General features: G+C 39.5%; 14 protein-coding genes. 13 read left to right on the top strand and 1 reads right to left on the bottom strand.

Annotated elements, in window-relative coordinates; all coding sequences use genetic code 11:
- The first annotated feature begins 284 nt into the window (after window positions 1-284).
- From P5G61_RS21570 to P5G61_RS21560, 3 genes are all read left to right on the top strand, one after another.
- Window positions 285-845 carry a hypothetical protein gene (locus tag P5G61_RS21570; protein ID WP_024630826.1) on the top strand — a complete coding sequence of 187 codons (561 nt, stop codon included), beginning with the start codon at window positions 285-287 and terminating at the stop codon, window positions 843-845.
- 569 nt (window positions 846-1,414) lie between these two features.
- Window positions 1,415-2,797 carry a helix-turn-helix domain-containing protein gene (locus P5G61_RS21565; protein ID WP_024630825.1) on the top strand — a complete coding sequence of 461 codons (1,383 nt, stop codon included), beginning with the start codon at window positions 1,415-1,417 and terminating at the stop codon, window positions 2,795-2,797.
- A 245-nt stretch (window positions 2,798-3,042) separates the two neighbouring features.
- A complete protein-coding gene (locus P5G61_RS21560) occupies window positions 3,043-3,645 on the top strand; it encodes a hypothetical protein (protein WP_024630824.1) in 603 nt (200 codons plus the stop codon).
- 466 nt (window positions 3,646-4,111) lie between these two features.
- Here the strand turns inward: P5G61_RS21560 and P5G61_RS21555 are convergent, their stop codons facing one another.
- Window positions 4,112-4,543, bottom strand: coding sequence for a DNA-directed RNA polymerase subunit alpha C-terminal domain-containing protein (locus tag P5G61_RS21555; RefSeq protein ID WP_024630823.1), 432 nt, complete (start codon window positions 4,541-4,543; stop codon window positions 4,112-4,114).
- Between the two features lie 180 nt (window positions 4,544-4,723).
- Here P5G61_RS21555 and P5G61_RS21550 point away from each other — a divergent pair, with 180 nt between their 5' ends.
- The 10 genes from P5G61_RS21550 to P5G61_RS21510 all read left to right on the top strand — a co-directional run bounded on the left by P5G61_RS21550 (window position 4,724) and on the right by P5G61_RS21510 (window position 18,317).
- A complete protein-coding gene (locus tag P5G61_RS21550; RefSeq protein WP_024630822.1) occupies window positions 4,724-4,954 on the top strand; it encodes a LexA family protein in 231 nt (76 codons plus the stop codon).
- A gap of 581 nt (window positions 4,955-5,535) precedes the next feature.
- Complete coding sequence (locus tag P5G61_RS21545; protein ID WP_024630821.1) at window positions 5,536-6,624, top strand: DUF4238 domain-containing protein; 1,089 nt, start codon at window positions 5,536-5,538, stop codon at window positions 6,622-6,624.
- A gap of 146 nt (window positions 6,625-6,770) precedes the next feature.
- Window positions 6,771-8,009, top strand: a complete 1,239-nt coding sequence (locus P5G61_RS21540) for a DNA polymerase IV (RefSeq protein WP_024630820.1) — start codon at window positions 6,771-6,773, stop codon at window positions 8,007-8,009.
- Window positions 8,006-8,371 (top strand): YolD-like family protein, encoded by a 366-nt coding sequence (locus tag P5G61_RS21535; protein WP_024630819.1) that lies wholly within the window; start codon window positions 8,006-8,008, stop codon window positions 8,369-8,371. The genes P5G61_RS21540 and P5G61_RS21535 overlap by 4 nt, the downstream gene beginning before the upstream one ends.
- Complete coding sequence (locus P5G61_RS32120) at window positions 8,340-8,723, top strand: YhjD family protein (protein WP_488199304.1); 384 nt, start codon at window positions 8,340-8,342, stop codon at window positions 8,721-8,723. The genes P5G61_RS21535 and P5G61_RS32120 overlap by 32 nt, the downstream gene beginning before the upstream one ends.
- Window positions 8,724-9,208: 485 nt before the next feature.
- On the top strand, window positions 9,209-14,635 hold the full coding sequence (locus tag P5G61_RS21530) for an OmpL47-type beta-barrel domain-containing protein (protein ID WP_081717990.1): 5,427 nt from the start codon (window positions 9,209-9,211) through the stop codon (window positions 14,633-14,635).
- Window positions 14,636-14,910: 275 nt separating this feature from the next.
- Window positions 14,911-15,840 carry a hypothetical protein gene (locus P5G61_RS21525; protein ID WP_024630816.1) on the top strand — a complete coding sequence of 310 codons (930 nt, stop codon included), beginning with the start codon at window positions 14,911-14,913 and terminating at the stop codon, window positions 15,838-15,840.
- Window positions 15,841-15,911: 71 nt separating this feature from the next.
- On the top strand, window positions 15,912-16,472 hold the full coding sequence (locus P5G61_RS21520; protein ID WP_024630815.1) for a hypothetical protein: 561 nt from the start codon (window positions 15,912-15,914) through the stop codon (window positions 16,470-16,472).
- 449 nt (window positions 16,473-16,921) lie between these two features.
- Window positions 16,922-17,491, top strand: coding sequence for a papain-like cysteine protease family protein (locus tag P5G61_RS21515; RefSeq protein WP_024630814.1), 570 nt, complete (start codon window positions 16,922-16,924; stop codon window positions 17,489-17,491).
- 25 nt (window positions 17,492-17,516) lie between these two features.
- Window positions 17,517-18,317, top strand: a complete 801-nt coding sequence (locus P5G61_RS21510; RefSeq protein ID WP_024630813.1) for a hypothetical protein — start codon at window positions 17,517-17,519, stop codon at window positions 18,315-18,317.
- Window positions 18,318-18,339 lie beyond the last annotated feature (22 nt).

Below are 18,339 nucleotides of genomic sequence, written 5' to 3'. Positions count from 1 at the left end.
AATAATAAACCAATTCGTTTATTATCATAATCTATATCGAGTATTATTATCAAATGGATTACTTTTTCGATTCCTGGGGAGTCTTATTGCATTTAAATATGCCATACCTGCAGGATGGAGCTTGTTTTAAGTACAAGCTTTTATTTTGATTTACAAGTTTAATCTATAGTGCGGAATTTAGAGTGGAAAAATTGATCTATCACGTTTCGTAGATTGTATGAATATATGGACTTCTATATGGATATAAATGAGATTAACTATATCAATAGTAAGGGGCGATTGGAATGAAAACACGCAAAGATATTTGGGGAATTGAAGAAGATATTTTATTAGCACAGACAGTCTTACTCCACATAGAATCCGGAAGTACTCAATTAAAAGCTTTTGTTGAGGCAGCAGAGAAACTTTATCGAACGAAAGAGGCTTGTGGCTTTCGATGGAATTCTACACTACGAAAACAATACAGCGATAAAATTGAAGAAGCTAAGGCCAAACGTTCGCAAAACAAGCATATTGTTTCAATTAATCATGCAGAACTAGAAACACCTAAACCAAAAGAGGATCTGGTAACAACAAATACAGTGGATGTGCATCCTAATTCTTCCGAATTCGTTAACGATATTAACGACACAATTAGCTTTATAACTAACGAGTTAACTAAACTTAGACAATTAACCGTTTTATTGTCTGATGAATTAACAGAAGCAAACCGCTTGAATACTCAGCTTCAAGAAAAATATACGCAACTTGAAAATGATGTTCTTAATGCGGTAGATACAAATTTGTTAATTCGCCTGGCTAATGAGATTCGTAAAGACCATGAAAGTGAGCGTATTACCGGATAAGACTTCTTTAAGGAACGCTGGGTGAAAGAGCCAGAGAAGACTGCATTAAGAAAGACACATCGTTACTTTGATGTGTCTTTCTTTTTTAATATTTCCATTCATCAATTACCCTTGGATCAACCTTTAAGATTTCACAGATGACCAAAGCAAGTGTTATGTTTGGTGATACCAGACCCTTTTCAATTTTTTGATAATTCCGCAAAGAACATTTAGTATAATTACTGATTTCCCATACTAATGATTCTTGAGTGAAATTAGCCGATTCTCGGGCGTCCCTCAATTTCAATGCAAGATCTCCCTTTTTACGTATAATGATAGAGGAGATTCAAATTATATATCACGTAATATAATACGCGTACTATATTGCACGAATTATTTGTCATGTATATAATTAGTGATTGAGTACAGTAATCGTTACTATTGTATAGTTCTTACTGTACGAAACGATGTAAATCGTGTTAGATCGTATTAACTACTGCGTGCAGTTGACCACTGTTTAATTCACTAATATACTTTAATTGCATTTTTAAGCCAAATTATGTTTTTTTTATTTTTAAGGTGGTGTTGTCTTGGAATCTCCAGAATTCATTCAGTCATCATTGATATCATATATGGAAAAACATGAAATGAAGGTTTCCCATTTTGCAGAACAATCCGGCTTAAATTCAGGAACATTGAGCCGTATCTTGCAAGGGAGGCCCATCTCCTTTAATCAGTTGGTTGCGATTACTGCAGGCATGGGTTTGCCTGAAGACACATTCTTTTCGTCTTACGTCAATATTTGCATCAAACAACCGTCTTTACGAAGAATAGGACCATTTTTATTAAAATGTGCGGAACTAAACCGAATGGATTGCATTCATAGTTTAGCATCAGCCTATTGGGACAATTTAAGCTACGTTAAAGTTCTTTTTGATTATGCTGAAGATTTCTATGCTCAGGGGAATTTAAAAGCCGCTGAAGTTATTTATGAAATGGTTAGCGAAGCTGAAAAAATGCAACACTCGGAAAGGTTGGCCCTTTGTCAGTATCGGTTATTTGACATTAAGCTAGGAGAAAACTTAGAGGAGAATCTTAGGCTAGCAGCACAATTTGAACTTTATATAAGCCGCCTGGATGAATCCTATCAACTCGATGCATTGAAGCAACTCATGCATGTCTATGGCTCTGTACATAAGTGGATCAAGGTTGATGAACTAGCCAAACTGATGTTAGATAGAGCAAAGATTCAATATGATTTACAGTACAATACGTCACTCAGGAGGAAGGAGAAGCCCCTATCGTCACGTCCAACCTATTATTACATTCTATATGCTTATTTAGCCCGCTCTACTGCAAGTGAGCACTGTGGGGATTATAATAGGGCATTACACTTTGTGGGTTTATACTCTACTGCTGATGAATGGATTAAAGAAACGGATGAAGAAGCTCAGCGGTTTATTTCTCAGTTCCAAGAATGGGGAGTAGCAAATACTTACTTGTATCGCTTAATGGCTGGTGAAGTAGATATTCTAAATGAATATGCTGATTACATAGCCTCTCATGAGGATGAGATCTATATAGCTCTTCAGAATATTATTCAAGCAGCAAATAAGTATAGAATGAACGTAGACCATGTCCTTCACAGATTTTCAGAACACATTCTTCCGACCCAACAATCAGAATATAAAGCGATAATCTTAAATGAGAGCAACGCTCAATTTTTGAACGAATTGGCTGTTTATTATTTCAATGAGAAAGAAGATTACGATACTGCCTTAAAATATGTATTAGAAAGTTTTGACGTTTCTATTAGAATAAATAGTGTAAAAAACCTAATTAACAGTATGTCCCTCTTCGAAATGTATCGGGAATGTGCCGGTAATGAGGCGAGGAAAAGGTTTAATCAATTGACTAGTGAGGTGTATAAACTTAATGCTCAGAAAATTGAAGTATCTCTTGGTCCTATCTAGTGTAGCCATTGCTTCTTCGCAAATTCTAACTACCATGGGTCATGGCTGGGGAACCTAGATCCCAACCTGTATAATCAAACTCAGATGTTTTTCTTATCCACCAGAGCTGCCAAATAAGGTAGCTCTTTTTCTTGTTGTAAATTTCGTAAAACAAAAACAATAATAATGTATATCTTGGTTTACATTTTGATATCATGATGATATTATGCAGATACAATCATTTGAAAGCAGGTGTGCCAAAACACATGTCAAAAGAAGAGATTATCAGTACATTTAAAGTGTTTAGAGAAACACTTGATATTCCTATTCAAGGCGAACCGGTTTATACATGGTTTTGGATTCCTATTGCGTTGTTCTTCATTCTCGTAATTATAGGGATAATCTATGGGATTCACGAATTCTTAGATTTTGATGATTGGATTGGAGCAGTAGTGGCGGGTGTATTCATTGGTTTAATAGCAGGACTGTTTAGTTATGCCATATATCAAGGAACCAATAAACCTGTTGAACTTACTGAAGCATCCAAACAAGCTGAAATCGCAAAATGGGTCAGTGAACATATTGTAAATGATTACATTCCCGCATTGCCGTTGCTCCGTCTTCAGATAAAAGAATACCATTTTTCAAGTAAGGGAATTACAGTGGAATTGTCTGATACAAGTAATCAATCTGGAGAGGGAATTGTGTCATTGAAGGAAGATACTGATGTCAAATACATAGATATCGATGAGGCATACATTGAAGCAAAATGGGTTACCGGCCTGCCAGCTAAAATGGGGGTTGATGATGGCTTCTACGCTGCCACTTTATATCTACCTCAGAATACTCAAAAAATCTCAAGTAGATAATTTCAGTAGGTAACTATAACCCTGTGGAAGGCAGCCTCGTAAAAAAGATTTATTAGTCAAAGTTGATAAGAATAGTATTATGATAAAAACATCGAAATATGTAGGGACTGATCCTTATAATATCGTACTCAACCTTAATGTTGGAAAAAAGGTGGAATTAAAAAATCCCGAAATAGTAATAACAGGGATCTATCCAGAAGATAATAAAATTACATAAACCACTGTGGTAGATCAGTAAGATTAGTATCTAACAAAGAAGATGATGGTTAAAGATTTTAAAGAATTGTATGAACCCTGTTATCACTTATAACTTTTTAATTTCAAAAGAGTATGTGTATCTTGATTAGTCATTAAAATATAGTGTATATCGATTCCACCAAAAAAGCCGTCAACCTCTGAAAAGGTGGCGGCTTTCTAATGAGGCGGCAATTAAAGAAAAATTAGAAATAACTACAAGAGCTCCTATCTAAGAGGGCTCTTTTTCTGTTAGTGATTGTAGAGCACGTAGGATGGCTAGTTGACTTCGATCCCCTAAGTTACGGGTACAGGAAATTTGGTAGATCGAAAGATCCATAAGTTGATTCATGGAGTTGCAGCCTCTTCTCTTTAAAGCATTAATTACCCTTATGTATACCCGTTCTTCAAAACTTCCAAAAAACTCAGTTACATTCATCATCTTGATTTGCATAGGTAGGTCTATAAAATCTTTTAACAATCTGTCATCATTCTTCTGATTAAAAAACCAATCGAATTCTAAACACTCACATGCTCTATGGGATGAGTTAATAGCTTCATGAATCAACTTAATAGCTTGTTCGCCAATGGGTGAAGCAGATTTTTCAGGGAATAATGACTGTATGTACTCCAGGTGTGCCAGATCCAATGAAACCTTAGGCATTAAATACTCTCCTTTTCATTTTTTTATATTGTATCACATGAATAAAGTACAAAAATATATTGTGAAAGGCAGTAATTCGTTACGAAAGATGCTGCCGTTTTTTAGGTTGCTAAATAAAATTTATGGTATAATACAAACACATGTTCTTATAATGTTATACACCTAAGGAGGATCTGACTCATGCTGCAACTTACCCAGAGAGAAGAGGAAGCCTTTCAGGCCATTAAAGATTACTATCGTGATAATGGGTATCCTCCAACAACACGAGAACTTGGTGATTTGCTGGGTTTGACCTCATCTTCCACCGCCTATAGTTATTTGGAACGGCTTGAGAAAAAGGGGTTTATCACTCGGAAAGAAAGTATTCCACGTAGTATCCGGATTTTGGAACAGAATTTCTACGAAAGTTAAGACATTTCACTTCTTCAAAAAAAAATTTGATCTAAACTGATTAAGAATCAGTAAGTGGCGTGACCTAAATATTTACTTATTATATAATTTACCTAAAGTCGAATGTACTGGAGTGATCGATAATGAATGGCCACGGAATGGGCGGATAAATTAAAACTTAATGATCTTGAAGCACGATTACACTTAAAAAAGAAGGGAAGGGAAACTTCAAGTGAGTAATCATGGTATAGGGAGCTAACCTACGAGTGTAAGTGCTACTTAATAGGATGTAGTTGAATTTATATGTTTATAGTGTGTTGAGAGGGGAATTACAGAGATGAATGGTCATGGAATGGGAACATAAGAACTTTAGCACCAACGTATCTCGTTAAATTGCCCGATTTAAGGTGGGAAATTATTAACTGAGAGCGGCTGCTAGAGATTGAGTAATTGCATAAAATATTGAAGCTAAACTTCTATTTAGCAAACTTAATTAGACAAGCTGCAGTTTGGACTACGACGAAACTACCGGTTTCCCATCGGAAATTTGTCGCATTCAAAGTCGCTATTAGCGGCTTTTTTATTTTTGAGGAGGAGATTCTTTGACAGTACAATCAAGCCAACCTGGAGGAAAGCAACACGTTATACCAGCAGCTCACATTGCGAATTTCTCCAACAATGAGACTATTCCACGTAAACGAAGCCGCCCCGTTTTCTTTAGACGAGATGGGATGGAAACGGCCGTTCCAGTAAAAGCGGGCAATGTGGGGTTTAGAGAGCATATTTATACCATTCAAGATACAACTTATCTCGATGATGAACGATATGTTGACAGAACGTGGACCTATGTAGAAAAAAACTTATCATTAGCTGTTCAAGCTCTAGAGCAACATAAAGGAGGACCAACTTTTGATGGAGTATTATGGGTAACAGTTCTAGTGCCCTTCGTGTCGCAACTCTTTTGTCGTGGAGAAGATTTTGAAAAATTACTCTTCGATCGAGCACCATCATTAGAACTTCTTAATAAACAGTTAGAGTTTAATAGTCAAGACAACACCAATATGAATAGACTCATTGATTTTCAAATTTATTGTGGTTTGTTTTGCAATGCAGAATGGAGAGTGTTACATAACAGAACTGATATCCCATTTGTTCTTAGTGACTTAGGGTATACAACGATTAATGCAGATCGGTATGGATATGGTAGAGGAAAGGGATATTTTATTCCAATCTCAAAAACGGTGGCTATAGTAATAACTCAACGTCATCCCATTAATCAACAACCGAGTAATCTATATGGTAAAAAAATTATGATGATTCATGGACCGGTAACAGATAAGAACAAAGTAAAATTGTTTAATAAACGAATAGTAAAAAGCGCACATGTGGAAGCGTATGGTCCGTCCAAAGAAGTTTTAGATGAAGCTTGGGGAGAAAGGGCTGTAAGAAGAAAAGAAGCGCCTGCAGGAGCATCATTAATACAGAGCCGATTAGTGGATGCCCTTAAAATTCAGATACATTGGAAATGGATGGACCTTTTTGACATTCCACCTTCCGTTCGCAAGGAAGTTTACGGGGGCCGAGTTATTGAATTGGCTGAGGGAATGGTAGAGAGTAAGGTTCCACAAGCGATTGTATACAATGAGAAAATGAAAAATAGCTTCTATACCATGGTATACAAGGAATTATAAGCGACGACCAGCCACTGAGCTGGTCGTTTTTTTGATCTAATTTAGACGTCTCCTTGAAAATATAAAATTTACCTCTTGCATAAGGAACGTGCGTTCGGTTTATAATATATACAAACATACGTTCTAAATGTACAGGGGTGATTACCGTGACTAAGCAGCGAACCATTATGCTTATTGACATGCAGTCGTTTTATGCTTCAGTCGAAAAGGCAAAAATGCCTCAACACAAAAACAGACCTTTAGCTGTGGCTGGTGATCCAGCAAGACGTTCCGGAATTATTCTTGCCGCTTGTCCGTTAGCCAAAGCTAAAGGTGTTTCTACCGCTGAACCTCTCTGGCAATCTCTTCAGAAATGTCCTGATTTAATCATTGTAAAACCTCATATGCAGGAATACATCGAAGTATCTACCCAAATCATGTCTATAATTGAGGAGTTTACAGATCTGGTCGAACCGTACAGTATAGACGAATTATTCGCTGATTTTACAGGGTCTATGCATCTCTTCGGCAATGATCCAATGGATTTAGCTAAACAAATCCAAGACAAAATCTATAACGAGACTGGCGTTTATGCTCGAGCCGGCATTGGCGAAAACAAAATCATAAGTAAACTATGCTGCGACATGATTGCTAAAAAAGTTGATGGAGGTATATTCCACTTAAAGAAAGAGGAGTTGCATCTTCACATTGGAGACAAACCCATCCGTGATATGTGGGGTATTGGCTCAAGGATGGAAAAACATTTATGGAAGATGGGGATTCGTACTATTAAAGATCTTGCGAATACGCCGTTATCTAAACTTAGAAGTAAGTGGGGAGTAAACGGAGAAGTTATCTGGAGAGTAGCCAATGGACTCGATAATTCACCGGTAACCGTCGACACCCATAGTACACAAAAGGATATCGGGAACGGAATGACCCTGCCTAGAGACTATGCGGAGGCCTGGGAGATCGAAGTGGTTATACAGGACATTTGCACAGAAGTCTGCAGAAGGGCCCGTAAAAAGGGACTTATGGGTAGTGTGGTGTCTTTAAGTGTGTCTGGGGCCGATTTCGACCATCCAACAGGGTTCCACAGGCAAGTTAAACTGCCTGACCCTACAAACATAACAGTTGATGTATGCAAGATAGCTAAACGCATATTCCATCACTACTGGGACGGGCAACCTGTACGGCGTGTAGGTGTATCCCTTTCTCAATTATCCAACGCGGATACATATCAACTATCTTTCTTTGATGATCAAGAGCAGAAACGGGCCATTGATCAGGTAATGGACGACATTAAGGATCGATTTGGCGACATTGCCATACTAAGAGCAAGCTCGATTACGGCTGCCGGTCAAGCGATCGATAGAGCATCTAAGATTGGAGGACATTACAAATGAGTAAAAAGCTTGAAGCCAATGGGTTATGGGAGTCGAACCGGATGATGTTGCCGCAACATAAAGAACGAATTAATGAGCATCGGACACAGATTCATTATCAGTCCAAACCGCATATTCATGAAGATGAGTGGGAGATCATTGCACAAAATTTAGAGATGTCGCTAAATTATACTTTATCAGCAAACTTTGAAGTTTTTAACGAGTCGGGTAACTGGTATCTGCATGGGATTGTCACGTCCATTAGTACGATGGGAAAGAAAATCAAGATAGAGATGGATAATGGGTTTGAATTTGTTGATTTTGATCAATTGGTTTCGGTAAAACTGGAAGGTGGAGGCGAGTACGGTGAGGCAGACTTCTGAACAACTTGCTCTCGTAAAGAAGGTTGTAGAACTCCCGTATTTATTGAGTTGTCTAGAAGTTGATAAAAATAAAATTTCGTCTTCAAATTTTAAGATGAAATCCGTGTATGTCGATTATCTAGACAATACTCAGAAGAAGATTGCCTTAGAAATGTACAAAACAAAATTAAGTCTAAAGAAACATCAAATAAAAATCATTGAGGAGAGTAGATCCGATCTCAGTTTATCGGTAGACTACTCCATAAGAGGATACCAGCATAAAATGACATTGTTGTGGAGTAAAGTTAAAGTAGACATTACCTTAATGCTTACAGAGTACATGAACGTTGATATTACTGAATTGCAAAGTTAAACTTATTGATAAAAAATTTATTCATAACAATGTATATATCTGATCAGGAGGGATATGCTATGACTATGACCATTTTTCCCTCTCTCAGTTTGATGGGTATGCCGATCCTTGATAGATGAGGATCGGTTCTTTGTGTTAAAGTTGGACACTTGAAGGACACTATCTCGGATAAAGCAAATCAATATGAGTCAAAATTTTAGAATCTATAAATTTCTCTTTTTGTTGATTGGATGGAAGTTTAAATTGATTTTAGATGTAAATCAAGATATACTTATAAACAATGAATTGAATACACACTAACACTACCGTAGATGCGGCGTGCTAGAGTTCTCTTATTTTGTGGAACTCTCAGTATGCCGCTTTTTTGTTTTTATCGAAAGGAGGTTTTGTGCTCTCAGTGATGCGACTGTGAACAATAGGATTGAGTTACTGTCTACTATTATTAATCAATTAGTTCTTTAGAGATTGAATAGAAAGGAAAAGATATGAAGAGAAAATCATTGATTCTGTTTGTAATAGCTGCCATGATATTCAGTTATTTTCCTCCTCCACCTGCTTCTGCGGCTACATACGCATGGGACACATATCATACTGAATCTTACCAAACTGGCGGTGGATATTATCAGTCCTATCAATATTGTACCCAATACACTCAGCCTCCTGGTGGAGGTACTGCAACATGTACGGCATACGCAACTGGGCAGCAATGGGTAAGCCCAACGTATTCATCTAGAGAAGTCTATGACGGGAGAGTCACTGCACAAAGTAGGAATGCGTATCCCGACAATGGATACTCCGGTAGTACAAGGTACGTATATTACGGGATTCTCAACAGTAACCCGGTAATTCAGATAACTCAGACTAACCAATTAGGAAGTGCAGGTAATGTGAGTATTACAGGGACTGTGTCAGATCCGGATAATGATAACGTCGTTGTTTCCGCGACAATAAATGGCGTGGAGAAAAATGTTACAGTTACCGGTACAGCGAGCACTAAAACATGGTCGTTAACATGGAGTGGAAGTCAACTTGCTGAGGGAGCTTATACAAACATTGTTGTTAAAGCCACTGACCCTAATGGTGGCGTTTCAACAGCTAACTACACTGGGCAAATTTTGATCGATAAGACAGCACCTACAATTCCTAGTGTAAGTTTGTCCGAGACAGCTTGGACCAAAGCACCCGTAACTGTTACGATCACTCCGGGAACTGATAAAGCCGGCGGAAGCGGAGTTAAGGGAACGCAATACCGAATTAACAATGGAAGCTGGGGTAATTGGCAAGATTACAATGGTTCCCCGTTTCAAATAGATCAAGAAGGACATACGACCATTGAGACAGCAACCACCGATAAGGCGAACAATACTGGTGCTACGGCTTCAGCTGTCGTTAAAATAGACCGCACTGGACCGAGTAAACCAGGAATTACTGTAACACCTAGTGGGGACTGGACGAAAGAAACAGTATCGATCGTTCTAACGCCAGGTGTTGATACCGGTGTAGGGACAGAGAAAACACAGTATAAGTTGAATAATGGCTCCTGGGAGGATTATAAGGGAACCATTGTTTTACAAGATGAGGGTGTTCATGAGTTAACGGCTGTGTCAATCGATAAGCTCGGAAATGTAGGTACAGAATTACATCAGACCATAAGCATTGATAAGACATTGCCGAGCCGTCCGGATGTATACCTGTCCAATGATTCATGGACGAATACAAACGTAACACTTGTTGCTTCAGATGGTGCCGATGCTGACAGCGGCCCAGATTATACCGAGTTTACAAGAGACGGACAAACATGGACGAAGTATATAGCGCCTGTAGTTATTCAGGATTCGGGGGAGTGGACATATCAAGTTCGCACCGTTGACAAAGCAGGAAACATTGGAGAATCATCCCAAGTGATTGCTAAAGTCGATAAGGAAGCACCAGGTACACCAGAACTGAATCTAACTTCAGATAAGCCTACTCAAGATCCAGTTGAAATCACATTGATCGATGGGCAAGATGATCTGAGCGGGGTGGCCAATAGCCAAGTCAAAGTGGGAAGAGGTAACTGGGAGCCATATATAGGTCCTGTACAAGTGGATATTGAGGGTATCACTGATGTCTGGGGCCGGACAATCGATAACGCTGGAAATGTTAGTGCAGAGGCACATGCGCAGGTATTTATCGACCGCACAGCTCCAACAGCTCCAATACACACCGTCTCAGATACATCCTGGTCCAATCAAGACGTATCTTTTGAGTTAGGCGGTAGCCAGGATGCAACCGATGTCACATATGAATACAAAATTGGAAACGGATCGTACCTTAGCGGTGACCGGGGTACTCTGACGGACTCTGGAGAATTTATCATCACTGCTCGGGCAGTAGATGCAGTTGGGCTTACGAGTCCGGAAATCAAATTTACCATTCAGATAGACAAAGAACTCCCAGAAGTAGTACTCGGACCTAATGGCCTGAACTGGTCTACACAGGGCACTGATGTACAGATTACGGCAACAGATCGTTTATCTGGGGTGGCCGATCCAATCTATTATGAGGTAAGTCAGAATGCTACACCAAGCGGTTCATGGCAAACACTGCCTAGCAATGGACAAGTGAGTGTGGATGATGGAGAAGGAACCTGGTTTGTTCATACTCAAGTTACTGACCATGCCGGCAATGTTGGAACACATACATCCAATCCATATCAGTTGCAAGATGTACCAGATGTTCCTACGTTGGATGCGACTGCGCTGAGCGCGTCCGAAGTTAGACTGCAATGGAACCTACCAAGCAATCGATATACGGATGGTTACACATACACAGTCAAAAATTTAAACACAGGTAAAGAAACAACATTGGAATATCCGGCAAGTGAATATATCGATCAGCACCTGGTAGGTGGGGAAAATTATGCTTACCAATTGACGGTAAACAATCATGTGGGGTCAGCTGAAGCGCGCACCGAAGTGCTGACAAATCCGGACAGCCCGTTAGTGAATATTAACCCTATCTACCGGACGCCTGGTGAGATGAATGTAACAATTGATCCAGTCCAAAGTGCGACGGAATACAGATTGGTACTGACTGATAATCAGGGGCAGACTCGACAAGACACAGTGATTTCGGACACACAACACACTCTAACTGGCTTGAATCCGGGTAGTCTATATACGTTGCAAGTTCAGGCAATAAATGCAACAGGAGCAAGCGTAGCAACTAGCACCGGCTTTTTGACCTTACCATCTACTCCAATGGGATTCACGTCAGTAGAGATTAAAGAAAACAGCATTACGACCCAGTGGCAAAGCGTAACCACAGCCACATACTATGATTTATACCAGGGTGATACTCTGGTGTTTAACGGAGGAGATCAAGACCTTAGCTATGAAGATACGGGACTTGAATCAGGTACAGCGTACACTTATACAATTGCTGCTGGTAATGAGACTGGTGAGGGAGAGGTATCAGATCCGTTGAACTTAATGACGTTACCCGCTCAAGATAAATCCTTGAACTTGTATAGCTACAGCACTACAGGATTTACAGCGCAATGGAATGGTGTGCAAAGCGCACACACGTACCATCTACAGGTGTTTGATCTTAACGGACTTCCAGTAGCAGATTACCAGGGACCAAATCTTCAGTACACCGTTACTGGACTAACAGCGGGCACGGAGTACACCGTATCACTTGTGGCAATTAACAACACTGGTCAAGGTAAGGCCCAATTGATTCGAACATTAACCTTACCAGAGCAAGTTGGATCAATTCTGGTGAGTGACATTGAGGAAGTACAAGCCCAGGTACAACTGAGCTCAGTCACAGGAGCGTCCTTCTACAAGATTGAACTGCATGATGGTACTCAGTTTATCTCTTCTGACGTACATTACGTAATGCGGCAGCTGAAGGGCAGCACAGCATATACAGGTACTGTGCAAGCAGGGAACAATTCGGGTTTCGGAGTACCACTTTCCTTTAACTTTACGACGAAACCAGCTCGGCCATCTAGCTTGCAGGTTCAGACAGTAGGCGAAAGAGAGTTGGTACTGGGCTGGACTGCAGATACAACAGCTGAGAGGTACTGGGTGACGGATGAGCAAGGAAATCGTGTAGAGGTTACAGAACCGTCCCTTCGGATATCCGATCTACAGCCAGGTACCGAGTATCAATTTTCAGTAGCTGCCGAAAACGTAACTGGCATGGGTAAACCATCCGAGATTATGTGGAGCACAAAAACCGAGGCACCGGAATTACTGCAGGTAGATGCAGATTATACTGAGGCATCTCTGACATGGACAGAGCCACATGGATCCATGCGGTACTTGCTGAAAGATGAAGCTAATGGCCATGTATATTACAACGGATCGCAAGCAGCTACACAACTGATCCAATTGCAAGTTGGCCATGCATATGATCTAACATTGTACTCAATTAATAAGACCGGAGATGCTTCTGAAGGCGTTCAGGTACATCTAGTTACCAAAGCTGAATTAAATGAAGCTAATGCGAAAATTACGGAGGTTAAGTCCACATCGGTAACGATTGAGCTGAAGACGGTGGGACAAGCAATTCAGGAATACGTGATCTTACGTGATGGACAAGAAATTACCAAGGTGGACGCCGGTAGCGGAGAAGTAATCTACAAGGATACGGATTTGCAACCAGGAACGGCTTACGAATACGAGATTAAGCCAGTAAACCAGGGCGGTGAAGGCCAAGGAATCAAACTGATCACAACCACGGCCACGGACCCAGTATCCGTCAAAGACTTGGAAGTAGAGAGCTGGAACGATTGGGTTGAAATTCGATTCCCAGAAGTAGATCACGCTCAAGAATATGTAGTGATCGATGAGAAAGGAACGGAGTTGTGGCGTGGAGACACGCTGCCGATCCGCATTGATGGCTTGGAACCAGGAACGTCGTATCCAGTGCATATAATCGTGGAGAATAGCGATGGTGTTCCATCAGAGAGCATACTTGTAGAGCTGTGGACGTTGCCACTAGCTCCAAGTAACATCACAGCGACAAGCACAACACAAACTGTGACGTTAGATTTTATACAAGTAGATACGAAAGGCTTTACGTCTCTGGTCATCTACCGCAGCGGCAAGGAAATTGGCCGAGTAAAAGCCGGACAAAAACATTTTTCAGAAACAGGTTTGGATCCCGCAACCTCATATGAGTACAAAATTAAAGCTTTGAATCCAGGCGGTTTGAGCTTAGAAGAAACAACCGTTTCAGCTTCGACACAGTCTGTACCGACCATCACAAATCCAAATCCATCTTCGAATACTGAAGAGACTAAGGAAGAGGAAAATGAGATTAAACCAGACGACAATGTAAGTCCAGGTAACACAAATTCAGATAAAGATATCTTCAAAGATATCTCAACTAATTTTGCTAAAAATGAAATTGAAAGCTTAGCCAAAGACGGTATAATTAAAGGCATTTCATTCGAGATGTTTGCTCCAGATAAGCAGATTACACGAATGGAATTCGCAGCATTAATTGTACGCACCATGTCTGCTAATCCTGACGAGTCAATCACATTAACCTTTCAGGATATAAAGGATTCTGCTTGGTACGCGAGAGAGCTAAATGCAGCTATCGTAAATGGGATAGCAAAAGGTTTTAGTACACTCGAATTTCGTCCAGAGGCTCTTGTAAATCGTGAGCAAGCTGCTAAAATGCTAATCAATGTTTTATTAAGTGAAGGGGTAGCACCTGGAGTAACTATACAGCAGTTTTCTGATGAATCGGATATTTCAGTATGGGCTGCCGAGGATGTAAAGATGGCTATGGAACAGCAATTAGTAAAAGGATATCCAGATAATACTTTCAGGCCTAAACAGGGTCTAACACGTGCAGAGGCCGCTACACTAATTTATCGCCTTCGAGAGCTTTTATTACAAAAAGCTTAAGTAAGATGAAAATCAAGACGCTCCCTATCTTTGATGAGGGGAGCGTCTTTTTTAGTTTATACACACCTTAACTTTAGGCTGGAAAATTCCGATTTTTATGTGAACCATTAATTTCTTGCAGAACATAAGAAAACTCGGGGTTACAGCGTTTAAATCGTAGGTTTAATATTGTAAAATTATGTTGTTAACGCTGAGAACTCAACCGTTGACCAGAGCATATATACATCGATTAACAACTTCTTTAAATAACTAATTAGGAAACGTGGGAGGAAAAAATGTTTGATATTGATTTGAGAATAGATGATCTGGATCAACAGCAAAGAGAGGATGCAACAAAATCTATATATAACCTTGTCCTTCACCTAACTTCGAAATTAAATATAAATTATCTCGATTCAGTTGTATACACAAGTGAGTTTAAAAAGGATATCTTATCATTCCAACGCTTAAAGAACGTTCAGGAGGGATACACTGAAGCCTCATTTGGTTCAGCAGTAGCTAAGGTTATCAGTTATAAAGAGGGTATTCAGCAGAGATATGTGGTTTTTTTAGATTCCCCTCTATTCTGGGCATTATTTAACCAAGAGAATGAGAAATATAAAAATTGGGCTGTTCATACACTGCACCACGAATTAGGGCATGTTCATGATCATAGCTTGAGATTCCATTCGTATGAACCATTTGAGATCACTCGTACAGATGATTTTATGACCATCGCTTGTAAGTTAGGAGAATTTATGTGGATGGAATTTATTGCAGACCGTTTGGCAATTAGTTCATTCACTGAAACCACCAGTTTAAGAGATGCTGATGTACGAAGTCTGGCCTTATCTTTAGTAGAGACAATGGGTAACACTTTTCATGAATATGTTATGGATGGAGACTCGTATAAGGTATTTATCAAAATACAAGAGGAATCAAATCTATTGCTAAATATTACAGGAAATCTACTAGGCAGAGTTCATGGTCTAAAATTGCAGGAATACTTAGAAAGCATGCGAATGGATTATTACACTCCATATCTTGTTCGTTTCAGTGAAGAATTAGAGGAACTTTATAATAGTTATCCTGACTGGCATGGTATAAGGGACTTTTTGCCTTTTGGAAGAGTCATTATTGATCTATGGGAAGCGCTTGGTGTTAGTTTTGATGCCGATCAAGAAGGCATTATTATCAAGATCTCCAAACCGAGTGTTTTAACATAAGCTCCCAAGTCCTTCTAAAACATCAGGATGATTTAACGATTAAAGCGAAAAAAATGTGATGAGGTGTCAAAATGGAACCTATATTTAATTTCGACAAAGAAATGATTGTAACGTTCACTAATGGACATAGTCGTCCTTATAAGTATTTTTGGTACGAGGATATCGTTGTTATGCATGCAAAAGAATTTGGACATGCGTTCGCAATGCATAGGTTTAGCTTTGATGGGGCTATTGAAGCTGGTGATCAGTTTATAGATAAATCATTTATTGTGCTCAATGATACAAAAAAAGATAAAGACAACCTGCTCTGCACCTTTTATAACGAATTAGGTCATATTAAGTTGAATCATCTGAAGGATTATGATGGTTTAGAACGTGCTGAAGCCATGGCACGTGGGGATGTTTACTACGCTGAGTTAGAAGCTGACAAATTTGCATTTGATAAGATGGGAAAGAGTAAGACGACTAGATGGTTAGAGTCAGTCTTAGATTGGTTAGGCAATCATGTGACTGCTAGAGAGCAGGAAGAAGAGTTAAGGGGTCTCTCTGAGAAAGGTAAAAAAGCTTTAGAAGATTATAGGATGGCACACTTGGAAGTTATGAAAAGGCTAGAAGTAGTGAAAGGGTTGTAATTCTAAAACTCACTATTTATGAGTCACCACTCTTTTGTGGTGGCTTTTTTAGTTTCATATGTGTAATTTCATATGACGGTTATCGGTTCTCAAGTCGAGGATAAAGGGTTGTACCGATTGCTAATCCATTGAAGCCGCTAAAATAGCGGCTTTTATATTTTATCAGTACAGATTTTGTCCCGAGCAAAGGCTAGAACCTGTACAGATTACCGGGATATGCCTTTTAGTTTGGAGCAATCTGTTCAGATTCAGACCCTCTAGGGATTATATTTTTTTTGATAAAAAATTGATAAAAAAGGAAACTTTTCAACTAAAAGGGGCGTTTTTTATAGTGTAAGAAAAATATGACTTTGGATGAATGAGAAGGGAGGGCTGCATGAAGATTGGCACAGGTAAGAGCTATTGAATTTTTCAATTCAATTTCGATGAAATGAGGAGGAAGGTTTAAAATGAAACATAAAAAATCGATGATATTCTCTGTATTTGCATTAATATTTACACTAAGTTTCATGTCACAAGCGTATGCTACAGATTTGCCGTCATATCCAATTGCAAAGCAAGAGAAAGATGAATGGTGCTGGGCTGCAGTAAGTTCAAGTGTACTCAAGTTCATGGCTAAAAAAAATGTGTATCAATGCGACTTTGTAAAGACAGTGAAGTCAACCAGTTCGTGTGCTAATGTATCCGCATCCACGGTAGAAGCACAAAGTGGAATGCATGACTACGGGGTATCTTCCAATTATTACTCCGGAAATCTTAATGTTGCCCAAGTTAAAAGTCAAATTGATGGTGGGCGCCCTGTCTATGTAAGCTGGAAATGGAACAGTCCTACAGCTCTTATAGGTCATGCGGTTGCTATTTATGGATATAGTAATACACCAACATATACTTATTATATGCATTATCTTGATCCATGGGATGGAGTGAAAACTTCAATGGAATACTCAAAATTTAACGGTGGCACAGGAGCGGATAGAACATGGAGATGGGGACTTAAAGACTTTTGGCATTATCAATAAGGATTAAATTGGGAGGACTATAATAATGAAACATATGAGAATGTTCTTAACGATATGTATTGGTCTGATGGTCAGTTACATGATTGCTCCAAGTATTCATGCGAGCAGCACTGTACCTGAAGATGTTCAGATTTATGCTAAGGGGCAAGGGTTGGAAGAGTTTAAAACATTAGTTTTAGATGACCCTGCAGGATACGGTTATGCGAATGAAGAGGAGGTTAAGGCTGTAACTTTGGGCCCGGGTTTTGAAGTACACCTATTTGACTCCGAAAAATTTAATCATGTATCTGACAGTCTAATTGATGTATCTAAGCCGACAGGGCAGTATGACTTTATTGTGCAATCCAAGGGTGTTGGCAAATCATTTCTCAGTATCGAACGATTTGAAGGTGAGTTTAGGGTGGTTCTTGCAGGAGGAGACGCATCTAGGTTGGATCGATCATTAAATACAATGACGAAGTCTTTATCCACTGACATAGATACTCTAAATCCGGTGTTGATTAAAGATGGAAACATCCGTTATCTGGTTGCTAAAGTCAATGGGAAAGAAGTGAATCTACCAGACGTACCTTCAGAAAAGAAATCACTCATGGGAGGTATGGACAACAATCAATTATGGGATTCTGCCAAGACGATTAGTTTCCTCAAAGAGGTACAGTCCCAAGGAGCCGATCCGAATGTGGACGGAGCTGGGGGTTACCCGGCAATCGAATCTCATACGTCGAAAAACAGTTACACGGGCATAGCGATAACAAGTTTGGTTATTGCGTTAGTAGGCTCAACAGCAGTGTATATTTGGGCAAGAAAAAAACAAAATACGAAGTAATGTAATCAGCAGAAGGTGATTT

Origin of the sequence: Paenibacillus vandeheii (assembly GCF_030433635.1) — a bacterium.
Taxonomy (GTDB): domain Bacteria; phylum Bacillota; class Bacilli; order Paenibacillales; family Paenibacillaceae; genus Paenibacillus; species Paenibacillus vandeheii.
The sequence above is the reverse complement of the archived record's forward strand: the minus strand, read 5'-3'. Positions and strand labels throughout refer to the sequence as shown.